This is a genomic window from Mycobacterium interjectum (assembly GCF_900078675.2).
GTDB classification, from domain to species: Bacteria; Actinomycetota; Actinomycetes; order Mycobacteriales; family Mycobacteriaceae; genus Mycobacterium; species Mycobacterium interjectum.
On sequence record NZ_LT546237.1, the window covers coordinates 80996 to 93688 of the forward strand.

Genomic DNA, 12693 nt, shown 5'->3' on the forward strand with positions numbered 1-12693 from the left:
GCCGGGCACGGTGGCCCCGGGGGAAGCGGCGGCACCGGCCCATCCGGCGACGGCACCGGTGGCCAGCCGGGCCAGCCCGGCTAAGGCGTCAGTGCCAGGGCATGTCGCGCCAGGAGTAGTTCGCCCCGTCGCCGATGTCGTGCACGCCGTAGTAGTCCCAAAAGTAGTCGTGGCAGACGTTGCCGTCCCACGGGACCGGCCGGCCCGCCGGGAGGACGTCGCCGGGGCACCAGTGCTGGCAGGACTTGCCGGCCGGACACGGGTCCGCCTGGGCAGACGGCGCGGCCAGCCCCGCGCCGCCGAACATCAGCAACGCGGTTGCTAATCCCGCGATCATTGCCTTCATACCCGCGGAATTATTCGCCCGTGTCGGCGCCGCTGTCCTGCGAAAACGGGAAAATCGCCGCGTCCGGCTCATGTCGGGCTCCTTCGTTGCTGGCTTTCTTGAAGCAAGTGGACACCGCCCGCACGGCTACCGATCCCAACCTCGGATCGGCGGCGGTGTTGAATCGATGCATGTTGAGCCTGGCCGAAATATCCGACCGCCTTGAGATCCAGCAGCTGCTGGTGGACTACTCCACCGCCATCGACAACCGCCGATTCGACGATCTGGACAAGGTCTTCACCGAGGACGCGTACATCGACTACACGGCCCTCGGGGGCATCGAGGGGCGCTATCCCGAGGTCAAGAAATGGCTGTCGGAGGTGCTGCCGAACTTCCCGGTCTATGCGCACATGCTCGGCAACTTCTCGGTGAACATCGACGGGGATAAGGCGTCATCGCGGGTGATCTGCTTCAACCCGATGGTGCTCGGCGGCGACAAGGACCAGATCCTGTTCTGCGGCCTGTGGTACGACGACGAGTTCGTCCGCACCCCCGACGGCTGGCGGATGACGCGGCGCGTGGAGACCAAGACCTTCCAGAAGGTGATGTAGGCGAATTTCCGGCTGACCGCCCCGTTCTGGCACAATGGGCGGCTGTCCGCCGCGCGGTTACGGCCGCCCGGTGGTCACACACGCGAGGCAAAACCGGATCCGGGCATCCCGCCCGAATCGCCGAATTGCAGCGTGACACCACAGGAGACATCGCTTAACCATGGCTGTGAAGATCAAGCTCACCCGGCTTGGAAAGATCCGCAATCCCCAGTACCGCATCGCCGTCGCCGACGCGCGCACCCGCCGCGACGGCCGCTCGATCGAGGTCATCGGCCGCTACCACCCCAAGGAAGAGCCGAGCCTCATCGAGATCAACTCCGAACGCGCCCAGTACTGGCTTTCGGTGGGCGCCCAGCCGACCGAGCCCGTCCTGAAGCTGCTGAAGATCACCGGTGACTGGCAGAANGCGCACCGTCGAGGTGCACGTCCACCCCGACGACCTCGGCAAGGTGATCGGTCGCGGCGGACGCACCGCGACGGCGTTGCGCACACTGGTCGCCGGGATCGGTGGCCGCGGTATCCGCGTCGACGTGGTGGACACCGACCAGTAGCGGAGCGCTGCGGAGGGAACTCCCTTGGAGTTGACGGTCGGGCGCGTGGTCAAGGCGCACGGCATCAGCGGCGAGCTTGTCGTGGAGGTCCGCACCGACGATCCCGCCGCCCGCTTTGCTGCGGGTAATACGCTGCGCGCCAAGAATTCTCGGAGCGGTGAGGAAGCCAGCTTCGTCGTCGACCAGGTGCGCGAGCACGGCGCGCGGCTGCTGGTGCGATTGGCCGGGGTGGACGACCGCGACGCCGCCGACGCGCTGCGGGGCGCCTTGTTCGTGGTGGACTCGGCGGAGCTGCCGCCGATCGACGAGCCGGACACCTACTACGACCACCAGCTCGAGGGCCTGAGCGTCCGCACCACGACGGGCCGCGACGTCGGTGTCGTCGCCGAGGTGCTGCACACCGCGGCGGGTGAGCTGCTGGCGGTGCGGCGCGGCGACGGCGGCGAGGTGTTGGTTCCGTTCGTCGGCGCGATCGTCACGTCGGTGTCGCTGGAGGACCGCAGCGTCGAGATCGATCCCCCCGAGGGCCTGCTGGACCTGGCATGAGGATCGACGTCGTCACCATCTTCCCGGCCTATCTCGAGCCGCTGCGGCAATCGTTGCCCGGCAAGGCGATTGCGTCGGGTCTGGTGAATCTGCACGTGCACGACCTGCGGCGGTGGACCTACGACGTGCACCACGCGGTGGACGACGCGCCCTACGGCGGCGGCCCCGGGATGGTGATGAAGGCGCCGGTGTGGGGGGAGGCGCTGGACGAAATATGTTCCGGCGAAACACTTCTGGTCGTGCCCACCCCCGCCGGCGCCCTGTTCACGCAGGCGACCGCGCAGCGCTGGAGCGCCGAGCGGCACCTGGTGTTCGCCTGCGGGCGGTACGAGGGCATCGACCAGCGGGTCATCGATGACGCCGCCCGACGGATGCGGGTCGAGGAGGTGTCGATCGGTGACTACGTGCTGCCCGGCGGGGAGTCCGCGGCCCTGGTGATGATCGAGGCCGTGCTACGGCTGCTCAGCGGCGTCCTGGGCAATCCCGCGTCGCTGCACGAGGATTCGCACTCGCCGGCCCTGGACCGGCTGCTGGAGGGGCCCAGCTACACGCGGCCGCCGAGCTGGCGGGGCCTCGACGTCCCCGAGGTCCTGTTGTCCGGCGATCACGCGCGAATCGCGGCCTGGCGGCGCGAGGTTTCGCTGCGGCGCACGCGGGAACGCCGCCCCGACCTGTTGGGCGAGTAGGCCTGAGCCGTAGGCCGCGATGCGTCAGATCTTGCCGCTGGGGAAGATCGTCTTGACGGCCTGGGTGATGGTCTGTCGCGCGGTGGCGTCGTCGGAGGTCTGCAGCGACTGGACCACCATGACGTAGCGGTGGTCCGCGCCGATGACGCCGGTCGACAGGTGCATCCAGTCGCTGCCGATGCAGCACATCCAGCCCTGCTTGACCGCCACCGGTTCGGCGAACAGCCCCTCCGGAATGCCGAACCGCTGGGGGTAGCCGTCGATCCCGGTGGGGGTGGACTGGGCCAGGTCGTCGACGATGATCGTGCCCCGCTCGGCGGGCAGCCCGCCCGACCCGTCGAGCAGCATGTCGTAGTAGCGGACCAGGTCGGTCAGCGAGCTCATCGTGTTCCACCAGCGCCCGTCGCTGGGCGGGGTGGTGGATGACAGGCCGTAGCGGGTCGCGACCTGGCTGATGATCGCGGCGCCGCCGCCCTGACCCCAGAACTTCTCGGCCGCGCCGTCGTCGGAGGACTGCAGCATCGCATCCAGGGCCTGGCGGTCCTCCGGGGACAGGGTGGTCCTGCCCTGGGACTCGGCCAGCAGCAGGTCGTCGGCGATGAACAGTTTGGCCACCGAGGCGGTGCCGATGACCTGGCCGTTGCCGTTGGAGACCAGCTCATGGGTCTTGCGATCGAGCACGGCCACCGACAGAGTGGCCCCGGCGGCGGCGGCCTCGTCGATGGCCTGCTGAATTCGCGCCGGCAGGCCGCCGAAAACCGTTCCGGACAGCGTCTGCGGTGGCCCGTGCATCGGGACGGCGCCCAGCAGCAGCTGAACCGTCTCGGGCTGCTTGAGGGGCTGGCGCACGGGCGCGCTGGTTTCCGGGGTGCCCGACACCTTCGGTTGGCTTTGGCGGTCCAGCAGCGCCTCGTCGCACCCGGCCAGCACCAGCGTCACCGCCGCCACGGCGGCGAGCACGGTGAGCGGGCGGGGGCGCATGCGGGTCTCCTAGGTTCCTGGGGCGCAAACGGGTCGATCAGCGCGTGTTGGCCCGAGTCATGTGTAGCACTCACCAGCGACTTCGGCTGCCTATGAACCGCGACGTTTACATGTGATTTTCAATGCACGCGCGCCATCTGGCACAATTGCTCAGTTGTCTCGATCCCGTCAGCGGGCCGGGCCGCTTCCCGGCCGCTGCGAGATACGCAGAAAGCCCGAAACCCATCGGCTTGTGACCGCCCGACACCCGGCGTGTGGGCAGGCGTCGCAAGCCGCGACCGCAAGGAAGTGTCTTCGTACGATGAACAGGCTGGACTTCGTCGACCAGGCGTCGCTGCGCGACGACATCCCGGCCTTCAGCCCGGGCGACACCATCAACGTGCACGTCAAGGTCATCGAGGGCGCCAAGGAGCGTATCCAGGTGTTCAAGGGCGTGGTGATCCGCCGGCAGGGCGGGGGCATCCGCGAGACGTTCACCGTGCGCAAGGAGAGCTATGGCGTCGGCGTCGAGCGGACCTTCCCGGTGCACTCGCCGAACATCGACCACCTCGAGGTGGTGACCCGCGGCGACGTGCGCCGCGCGAAGCTGTACTACCTGCGCGAACTTCGCGGCAAGAAGGCCAAGATCAAGGAAAAGCGCTGACCGGACGCGGTTGACCAGGCCACGAACCATGCTGGCTACGCTGATCCCGTGACCGACAACCCGGACCCATCTGAGCCCCAGTCCGACGCCGGCCAACCGGAGCCGAAGGTCTCCACCCGCGATCCCGACGTGTCCGAGCCGCCCGACGCGGTCGAGCCGGAGCCCAAGAAGAAGTCCACGCTGCGCGAACTCGCGACCCTCGCGGTGATCGCGATAGTGCTCTATTACGTCATGCTGACGTTCATCGCCCGCCCGTACCTGATTCCGTCGGAATCCATGGAGCCCACGCTGCACGGCTGCACCGGGTGCGTCGGCGACCGGATCATGGTCGACAAGCTGACCTACCGGTTCGGTCAACCGCGGCCCGGCGATGTGATCGTCTTCAAGGGCCCGCCGTCGTGGAACGCCGGGTACAAGTCGATCCGCTCGAACAACACCGCCCTGCGCTGGGTGCAGGATGGGCTCTCGTTCATCGGTTTCGTGCCCCCCGACGAAAACGACCTGGTGAAGCGCGTCATCGCGGTCGGGGGACAGACCGTGCAGTGCCGGGCCGACACCGGGCTGACGGTCGACGGCAAGCCCCTCAAGGAGCCGTACCTGGATCCGAACACCATGATGGCCGACCCGGCGAAGTACCCGTGCCTGGGCAGCGAGTTCGGGCCGGTCGCCGTCCCGCAGGGACGGCTGTGGGTGATGGGCGACAACCGGACGCACTCGGCGGACTCGCGGGCCCACTGCACCAGCGTCCCGGCCGAGGCCCTCAAGGGCATCCTGTGCACCGGTGACCCGAATTCGGGAACGGTGCCGGTGTCCAACGTCATCGGCAAGGCGAGATTCATCGTGTGGCCGCCGTCGCGCTGGGGCGGGGTCGGATCGGTGAATCCCCAACAGGGTCAGTAGCCGTGGCCACCACGTGGCCGCCGCGGACGGTGATCCGCAAGTCATCGGGGATGCGCACCCTGGAGTCGGCGCTGTACCGCAGCGGCCTGGGGCCGGTGGCCGGGGTGGACGAGGTGGGCCGCGGCGCCTGCGCGGGCCCGCTGGTGGTGGCGGCCTGCGTGCTCGGGCCGGGGAGATTGGAAAGCCTTGCCGCCCTTGATGATTCGAAGAAGCTTACGGAGAAGGTGCGGGAGAAGTTGTTCCCCCTCATCCGCCGCTACGCGTTGGCCTACCACGTGGTGTTCATCCCTTCGGTCGAGGTCGACCGGCGCGGGGTGCATGTGGCCAACATCGAGGGGATGCGGCGCGCGGTGGCCGGCCTGTCCGTGCGTCCGGGGTATGTGCTCAGCGACGGCTTCCGCGTGCCCGGGCTGCCGATGCCGTCGCTGCCGGTGATCGGGGGGGACGCCGCGGCCGCCTGCATCGCCGCGGCCAGCGTGCTGGCGAAGGTCAGCCGGGACCGGCTGATGGTCGCCATGGACGCCGACCACCCGGGCTACGGCTTCGCCGACCACAAGGGCTACAGCACCCCGGCGCACTCGATGGCGCTGACCCGGCTGGGGCCCTGCGCCGAGCACCGCTATTCGTTCATCAACGTCCGGCGCGTGGCTCTAGGGCCAGACGGGTCGGGCCCCGCTGTGGTGGCGGAGTGCAAACCGGACCCTCCGGCCGACCACGAAGCGTAGCGGTGAGGAAAGATGGGACCAGGTTCCCGGCGACGGAGGCGTCTGAGCAGATGAGTGGCAGATGAGCGCGGAAGATCTCGAAAAGTACGAAACCGAGATGGAGCTGTCGCTCTACCGCGAATACAAGGACATCGTCGGCCAGTTCAGTTACGTCGTGGAAACCGAGCGACGCTTCTATCTGGCTAACAGCGTGGAGATGGTGCCGCGCAACGCCGACGGCGAGGTGTATTTCGAGCTGCGACTGTCCGACGCCTGGGTGTGGGACATGTACCGGCCGGCCCGCTTCGTCAAGCAGGTGCGGGTGGTCACCTTCAAGGACGTCAACATCGAAGAGGTCGAAAAGCCCGAGCTGCGGCTCCCCGAGTAGCGCCGAGCGTCTAGCCGTCCGGCGGGAGCTTCGTTTCGCCGTCGGACGGCAGCTGACCGCGGGCTTCGATGACGGCGCGTGCCACGTCGGCCAGCTTGATGTTCAACGCCTGCGAGTGGCGCCGCAGCAGGTCGAACGCCTGATCCTCGGTCATGTCGTGCAGCAGCATCAGCATGCCGACGGCCTTGCCGATCTCGCGGTTGCTCAGCAGCCCCCGCCGCAGGCTCGAGGCGTCTTCGCCCTTGGCGACCGCGTTGATGGCCACGCTGGCGAACGCCGCCAGCACGGCCGCCCGGCCCGCGGACTCGGCGTCGAACAGCTTGGGTGTGTCGCTGAACAGGTTCAGCGCCGCCCCTTTGCGCTTCTCGACCAGCAGCCGGAAGCCCATGGCGCCGCGCACCGGGGTTTCCGCCACCAGGACGGAGGCCAGCTTGGGCCACAGCGACGGCGTCGTCAGGTCCGGGTCGATCTGGGGCGTCTCTTCCTCGATGGCGTCGATGCACGGGCCGTCTCCGGCGCGCCGCTCCAGCTCGTCGATGTGGTGTGCGATCCGGTCGCTCGCCCCGACCGTCACGTAGCGGTCGCCCTCACGCACCAGCAGGCTGGCGTGGTCACAGCCGCGGACGGTCAGCGTGGCGGCGATGCAGATGGCCGCGTACATCTGGGCGGCGTCCGAGCCCTGATAGATGATCTCGGCGAGGGCGGCGAAGACGGTCGTCGGGTCGGCCTTCTCCCCGCCCGGTGTCGGACCGTCCGCGACGGCATGCGCGTCGTCTGCCACGTCGTGTCCCCATTCCTGCGGTGCCGGGTGGACCCGCAATCGCCGTAGATTATCGGTCGCCCACCCGGGCCCCACACGCTGTACGGCCAGTTGCCAGGCAAATAGGCGGGCGTGGCTGCTCACGCTCCCCGGTCGAGAGTACGACGTGCGACTTTGGTCACTCGCGGTTTCGCAGCGTCGCGGGAGGGAAGGTTGTGTCAAATGGGGCTGACCGTGGCGGTGACCGGGCCGACCGGGGAGATCGGCATCTCGGCGGTGACGGCGCTCGAGCGTGAGCCCGCGGTGGAAACCATCATCGGGATGGCGCGACGGCCGTTTGACCCGGTCTCGTGCGGCTGGCAAAAGACCGTCTACCAGCGGGGCGACATTCTCGACCGCGAGGCGGTCGACGACCTGGTGGCACAGGCCGACGTGGTGGTCCACCTGGCGTTCATCATCATGGGCTCCCGCGACGAGAGCTCACGCATCAACCTGCAGGGCACCCGAAACGTGTTCGAGGCGACGGTCGCCGCCGAGCGGCCGCGCCGCCTGGTGTACACCTCGTCGGTGGCGGCGTACGGCTATCACTCCGACAACCCGGTCCCGATCACCGAGGACGTGCCCACCCGGGGGTCCGCCGAGCACTACTACTCGGCGCAGAAGGCGGCGTGTGAGGCGCTGCTGGCCGACATCACCAAGGGCTCGTCGCTCGAGGTGTTCGTCCTGCGGCCGTGCATCGTCGCCGGGCCTAAGGCGACCGCGCTGGCCGACGCGATGCCGTGGAATCAGCTGCCCGGACCGATGCGCGCCATTTCCAAGGTGGCCCCGATGCTGAAGCCGGTGGTGCCCGATCCGGGGTTCCCGCTGCAGTTGGTCCACCACGACGACGTCGCCGAAGCGATCGCGTTGGCGGCGACGGCCCCGGCGCCGCCCGGGGCATACAACATCGCCGGCGACGGCGTGGTGACGGTTTCCGAGGTGGCCCAGGCGCTGGGCGGCCGGCCGGTACGGGTGCCCGCGGCGGCCGCCTCGGCGGCGTCCGCTGCGATTTCGCGGGTGCCATTCGTCCCGTCCATGCTGGAATGGCTGCACGTCGCGCGGACATCGGTGGTGATGGACACCACCAAGGCGAGGACTCAGCTGGGCTGGCGTCCGGTCCACTCGGCGCAGGAGACGCTGGCGGCGCTGGCCAATGTAGTTTGATCGCATGAGGTTCCGGCGCCCGTGAGCCATGTGACGGCGCGTCGACGCGCGCATCATCTCACCGCCGATCGGGCCGTCACCCGACCCGAGACCCTGGCGGTCGAGGAGCCGCTGGAGATCCGCGTCAACGGCGCGCCGGTCACGGTGACGATGCGCACCCCCGGCTCGGATTTCGAACTGGCGCAAGGATTTCTGCTCACCGAGGGGGTCATCGGCGGCCGCGACGACGTGCTGGCCATCCGCTACTGCGGCGGCCGCGGCGACGACGGGACCAACACTTACAACGTGGTGGACGTGACCCTGGCGCCCGGGGTCGAACCGCCCGGGCTGGACGTCACCCGGAACTTCTACACCACCTCGTCGTGCGGGGTGTGCGGCAAGGCGTCGCTGGAGGCGGTGCGGCTGACGGGCCGCTTCTCGCCCGGCGCGGATCCGGCGACCGTCGCGGTCACCACGCTGCGGGCCATGCCCGACCAACTTCGTTCCGCGCAAAAGGTTTTCGACAGTACCGGTGGGCTGCACGCCGCGGCCCTGTTCGGCGTCGACGGCGCGGCGCTGGTGGTCCGTGAGGACATCGGCCGGCACAACGCGGTCGACAAGGTCGTCGGCTGGGCGCTGGAACACGAGCGCGTGCCGCTTTCGGCCTCGGTGCTGCTGGTGAGCGGGCGCGCATCGTTCGAGCTGACGCAAAAGGCCGTGATGGCGGGCATCCCCGTGCTGGCCGCGGTGTCGGCGCCGTCGTCGCTGGCCGTCTCGCTGGCCGAGGACGCCGGCCTGACGCTGGTGGCCTTCCTGCGGGAGGACTCGATGAACGTCTACACCCGGGCCGACCGCGTCACGTAACCGGCTGTGGATGGGCGCCCGACTGGGGATAACCGGTCGTTTGCGTCGCCGTTCGGCCCCGACGGCGGCTCGCCGTGTCGGGATCACCGGGCACCTTGGCGCCCATGACGACCGAACAGGGCATGACCCGGGCCCAGCTGGGCGCGATGGGCGAGGCGCTCGCCGTGGATCACCTGACCCGGCTGGGGCTGCGGATCCTGGGCCGCAACTGGCGCTGCCGCTACGGCGAGCTGGACGTGATCGCCGCCGACGAGGCCACCCGCACCCTCGTCTTCGTCGAGGTGAAGACCCGCACCGGGGACGGCTACGGAGGCCTGGCGCACGCGGTGACCCCGCGCAAGGTCTGGCGGCTGCGCCGGCTGGCCGGGCTTTGGCTGGCCGGCCAGGACGCGCGGGGGGCGGCGCTGCGCATCGACGTGATCGGCGTGCGGATCGGCCGCCGGCGCACCCCGGAGCTCACCCACCTGCGTGGGGTCGGCTGATGGCGCTGGGGCGGGCGTTCTCGGTCGCGGTGCGCGGGCTGGACGGGGCGATCGTGGAGATCGAGGCCGACATCGCCTCCGGGCTGCCCGGCGTGCACCTGGTCGGGCTGCCCGACGCCGCCCTGCAGGAGTCGCGCGACCGGGTCCGGGCGGCGGTCACCAACTGCTGCAACAGCTGGCCTCAGGCCCGGCTCACGCTGGCGCTGTCGCCCGCGACGCTGCCGAAGATGGGATCGGTCTACGACATCGCCTTGGCCGCCGCCGTGCTCTCGGCGCAGCGCAAGCACGGGTGGGAGCGACTGGAGAAGACGGTGCTGCTCGGCGAGCTGTCGCTGGACGGCCGGGTGCGCCCGGTGCGCGGGGTGCTGCCGGCCGTGCTCGCCGCCAAGCGCGAAGGCTGGCCGGCCGTCGTCGTCCCGACGGACAACCTGGCCGAGGCCAGCCTGGTCGACGGGATCGACGTCTGGGGCGTGCGCACCCTGCGCCAGCTGCGGCGCTGGCTCGGCGGCTCCGGCGGCCTCGACCACAGGATCGGCGCAGCGGGCACCGACCCCGAGCCGGCGGCGGATCTGGCCGACGTGATCGGGCAGGCGCAGGCGCGGTTCGCCGTGGAGGTCGCCGCCGCCGGGGCCCATCACCTCATGCTGACCGGCCCGCCCGGCGTGGGCAAAACGATGCTGGCGCAACGCCTTCCGGGATTGCTGCCGCCGCTGTCCGAAAGTGAGGCCCTGGAGGTCACCGCGATTCACTCGGTGGCCGGGCTGCTGACGGCCGACACGCCGCTGATCACCAGGGCGCCGTTCGTGGCGCCGCACCACAGTTCCAGCGTCGCGGCGCTCATCGGCGGCGGCTCCGGGATGGCGCGCCCCGGCGCTGTCAGCCGGGCCCATCGCGGCGTGCTGTTCCTCGACGAATGCGCCGAGATCAGCGTTCGTGCGCTGGAAGCCCTGCGAACCCCGTTGGAAGACGGGGAGATTCGCCTCGCCCGCCGCGACGGGGTGGCCTGTTACCCGGCCCGCTTCCAGCTGGTGCTGGCCGCCAACCCGTGCCCATGCGCGCCGGCCGATCCGCGGGACTGCGTCTGCGCCGCGCCGGCCAAGCGCCGCTACCTGGGCAAGCTGTCCGGGCCCCTGATGGACCGCGTCGACCTGCGGGTGCAGATGAACGCGGTGCGCGCCGGCGCCATCTCGGTCACCGACGGCGAGTCGACGGCGCAGGTGCGCCGGCGGGNGTATCCGTCCGGCCCGGCACCGGTTTCTGACCCGCAACCGCCTGGTCGCCGCGGCCGCCGGGGCGGCGGTGGTGGTCGAAGCGGGCCTGCGCAGCGGCGCCGCGAACACCGCGGCGTGGGCACGGGCTTTGGGCCGGGTGGTGGCCGCGGTGCCCGGGCCCGTGACGTCGTCGGCCTCGGCGGGCTGTCACGCGCTGCTGCGCAACGGCGCGCAGCTGGTCACCCGCGCCGACGACGTCGTCGAGCTGGTCGGGCGCATCGGTGAGCTGGCACCCGAACAATCGCGCCCCAGCACGGCGCTCGACGGCCTGGGCGATGCCGAGCGCCGGGTGTACGAGGCGTTGCCCGGCCGCGGCGCCGCCACCGTCGACGAGATCGCCGTCGCATCGGCGCTGCCGCCGCAGCAGGTGCTCGGGCCGCTGGCCATCCTCGAGCTGGCCGGGTTGGCGCAGCGCCAGGACGGGCGGTGGCGGATCGTCCGCGCCCGCGCGGCCCGTCTGTCAACGGCGCGGCTCGTATAGTCGACGGGGGTCGGGTCTGGACAGGAGGACAAGTGGCGGGTCGACCTCTGCAAAGCTTCGAAGTGGTCCGCACCGAGCAACTCACCCGGAACATGGTTCGGGTGGTGCTCGGCAGCAGTCATTTCGACACCTTCACGCCCAGCAAATTCACCGACTCCTACGTCAAGCTGGCATTCGTGGCCGAGGACGTCGACGTGGCCGGGCTGCCGCAGCCGTTGACCCTGGACAGCTTCAACGGGCTGCCGCCGGAGAAGAGGCCTTCGGTGCGGACCATGACCGTCCGCGGCGTCGACGTCGGGGCGCGCGAGCTGACCGTGGACATCGTGGTGCACGGCGAGCACGGCATCGCGGGCGCCTGGGCGGCGGCGGCCCAACCCGGTCAGCCGATCTATCTGATGGGTCCCGGCGGCGCCTACACCCCCGATCCGGCCGCCGACTGGCACCTGCTGGCCGGCGACGAGTCGGCGCTTCCGGCCATCGCCGTGGCGCTGGAAGCGTTGCCCCCCAACGCCGTCGGCAAGGCTTTCCTCGAGGTTGCCGGCCCCGAGGACGAGATCCCGCTGACCGCGCCGGACAACGTCGAGGTGAGCTGGGTCTATCGCGGTGGCCGCGCCGACCTGGTGCCCGAGGACCGCGCCGGGGATTTCGCGCCGCTCATCGAGGCGGTCACCGCCGCCCCCTGGCTGCCCGGGCAGGTGCACGTGTTCATCCACGGCGAGGCGCAAACCGTCATGCACAACCTGCGTCCCTACATCCGCAAAGAGCGTGGCGTGGACGCGAAATGGGCATCGTCGATCTCGGGCTACTGGCGGCGCGGCCGCACCGAGGAAACGTTCCGGCAGTGGAAGAGGGAACTGGCCGAGGCGGAGGCGGGCGCTTAACCCATGGCGCACTTCGGGGACTACCAGAACGAGATCTACCTGCAGGGCCTGGCCGGAGTGGTGCCGCCGCTGCCGATGGCCTTCGCGGAACTGGAGGCCAAGGCCGCCACCGCGCTGCCGCCCTCGGTTTGGTCCTACGTCGCGGGCGGGGCCGGCGACGAACGCACGCAGCGGGCCAACTGCACGGCCTTCGAGGGGTGGGGCCTGATCCCGCGCATGTTCGTCGGCGCCGCCCAACGCGACCTGTCCGTCGAGCTGTTCGGCATGACCCTGCCGTCGCCGGTCTTCATGGCCCCCATCGGTGTCATCGGCCTCTGCGCCCAGGACGGCCACGGCGACCTGGCCACCGCGCGCGCGGCCGCGCGCACCGGCGTCCCGCTGGTGCCCTCCCCCCTGACGGTCGACCCGATGGCACCCGTCGCCGCCGCCCTGGTCGC

Annotated in this window: 14 protein-coding genes and 5 pseudogenes; 16 read left to right on the forward strand and 3 right to left on the reverse strand. The window is 70.2% G+C overall.

Going from position 1 to position 12693, the window contains the following annotated elements; translation table 11 throughout:
- Window positions 1-88: 88 nt before the first annotated feature.
- Window positions 89-346, reverse strand: a complete 258-nt coding sequence (locus BN4348_RS34680) for a hypothetical protein (RefSeq protein ID WP_066909457.1) — start codon at window positions 344-346, stop codon at window positions 89-91.
- A 170-nt stretch (window positions 347-516) separates the two neighbouring features.
- Here BN4348_RS34680 and BN4348_RS34685 point away from each other — a divergent pair, with 170 nt between their 5' ends.
- The 5 genes and pseudogenes from BN4348_RS34685 to trmD all read left to right on the forward strand — a co-directional run bounded on the left by BN4348_RS34685 (window position 517) and on the right by trmD (window position 2719).
- Window positions 517-936 (forward strand): nuclear transport factor 2 family protein, encoded by a 420-nt coding sequence (locus tag BN4348_RS34685; RefSeq protein ID WP_066909460.1) that lies wholly within the window; start codon window positions 517-519, stop codon window positions 934-936.
- Window positions 937-1096: 160 nt separating this feature from the next.
- A pseudogene (gene rpsP / locus BN4348_RS60700) lies at window positions 1097-1339 on the forward strand (30S ribosomal protein S16); the annotation flags it as partial.
- Window positions 1338-1487, forward strand: a pseudogene (locus BN4348_RS60705) (KH domain-containing protein); the annotation flags it as partial. The pseudogenes rpsP and BN4348_RS60705, both read left to right, overlap by 2 nt.
- A gap of 24 nt (window positions 1488-1511) precedes the next feature.
- Window positions 1512-2033 (forward strand): ribosome maturation factor RimM, encoded by a 522-nt coding sequence (rimM, locus tag BN4348_RS34700; RefSeq protein WP_066909466.1) that lies wholly within the window; start codon window positions 1512-1514, stop codon window positions 2031-2033.
- Complete coding sequence (gene trmD, locus BN4348_RS34705) at window positions 2030-2719, forward strand: tRNA (guanosine(37)-N1)-methyltransferase TrmD (RefSeq protein ID WP_066909469.1); 690 nt, start codon at window positions 2030-2032, stop codon at window positions 2717-2719. The genes rimM and trmD overlap by 4 nt, the downstream gene beginning before the upstream one ends.
- A 24-nt stretch (window positions 2720-2743) precedes the next feature.
- Here the strand turns inward: trmD and BN4348_RS34710 are convergent, their stop codons facing one another.
- On the reverse strand, window positions 2744-3700 hold the full coding sequence (locus BN4348_RS34710; protein ID WP_066909472.1) for a serine hydrolase: 957 nt from the start codon (window positions 3698-3700) through the stop codon (window positions 2744-2746).
- A gap of 301 nt (window positions 3701-4001) precedes the next feature.
- On the opposite strand from BN4348_RS34710, the gene rplS reads away from it, so the two are divergent.
- The 4 genes and pseudogenes from rplS (at window position 4002) to BN4348_RS34730 (ending at window position 6335) form a co-directional block, all read left to right on the forward strand.
- Window positions 4002-4343 (forward strand): 50S ribosomal protein L19, encoded by a 342-nt coding sequence (gene rplS, locus BN4348_RS34715; RefSeq protein ID WP_066909475.1) that lies wholly within the window; start codon window positions 4002-4004, stop codon window positions 4341-4343.
- Window positions 4344-4391: 48 nt separating this feature from the next.
- Window positions 4392-5243 (forward strand): signal peptidase I, encoded by an 852-nt coding sequence (gene lepB / locus BN4348_RS34720; RefSeq protein WP_066909478.1) that lies wholly within the window; start codon window positions 4392-4394, stop codon window positions 5241-5243.
- A 2-nt stretch (window positions 5244-5245) separates the two neighbouring features.
- A pseudogene (locus BN4348_RS34725) lies at window positions 5246-6014 on the forward strand (ribonuclease HII).
- 15 nt (window positions 6015-6029) lie between these two features.
- Window positions 6030-6335: a DUF2469 domain-containing protein gene (locus BN4348_RS34730; RefSeq protein WP_007171389.1), complete on the forward strand. Its 306-nt coding sequence runs from the start codon at window positions 6030-6032 to the stop codon at window positions 6333-6335.
- A gap of 10 nt (window positions 6336-6345) precedes the next feature.
- Here BN4348_RS34730 and BN4348_RS34735 read toward each other — a convergent pair whose 3' ends face one another.
- Window positions 6346-7116: a GAF and ANTAR domain-containing protein gene (locus BN4348_RS34735; protein ID WP_066909485.1), complete on the reverse strand. Its 771-nt coding sequence runs from the start codon at window positions 7114-7116 to the stop codon at window positions 6346-6348.
- 201 nt (window positions 7117-7317) lie between these two features.
- On the opposite strand from BN4348_RS34735, the gene BN4348_RS34740 reads away from it, so the two are divergent.
- From BN4348_RS34740 to BN4348_RS34770, 7 genes and pseudogenes are all read left to right on the forward strand, one after another.
- Complete coding sequence (locus tag BN4348_RS34740) at window positions 7318-8298, forward strand: NAD-dependent epimerase/dehydratase family protein (protein ID WP_066909488.1); 981 nt, start codon at window positions 7318-7320, stop codon at window positions 8296-8298.
- Window positions 8299-8319: 21 nt separating this feature from the next.
- Window positions 8320-9141 carry a formate dehydrogenase accessory sulfurtransferase FdhD gene (gene fdhD / locus BN4348_RS34745; RefSeq protein WP_066909491.1) on the forward strand — a complete coding sequence of 274 codons (822 nt, stop codon included), beginning with the start codon at window positions 8320-8322 and terminating at the stop codon, window positions 9139-9141.
- 104 nt (window positions 9142-9245) lie between these two features.
- Entirely contained in the window at window positions 9246-9623 is a 378-nt protein-coding gene (locus tag BN4348_RS34750) for a YraN family protein (RefSeq protein WP_066909494.1), read from the forward strand.
- Window positions 9623-10853 (forward strand): annotated as a pseudogene (locus BN4348_RS34755) (YifB family Mg chelatase-like AAA ATPase); the annotation flags it as partial. The gene BN4348_RS34750 and the pseudogene BN4348_RS34755, both read left to right, overlap by 1 nt.
- A gap of 3 nt (window positions 10854-10856) precedes the next feature.
- Window positions 10857-11375: pseudogene (locus BN4348_RS34760) on the forward strand (DNA-processing protein DprA); the annotation flags it as partial.
- Between the two features lie 32 nt (window positions 11376-11407).
- On the forward strand, window positions 11408-12256 hold the full coding sequence (locus tag BN4348_RS34765; protein WP_066909497.1) for a siderophore-interacting protein: 849 nt from the start codon (window positions 11408-11410) through the stop codon (window positions 12254-12256).
- Between the two features lie 3 nt (window positions 12257-12259).
- Window positions 12260-12693: alpha-hydroxy-acid oxidizing protein (locus tag BN4348_RS34770; protein ID WP_211145679.1), on the forward strand; the 434-nt coding region annotated here is incomplete at its 3' end.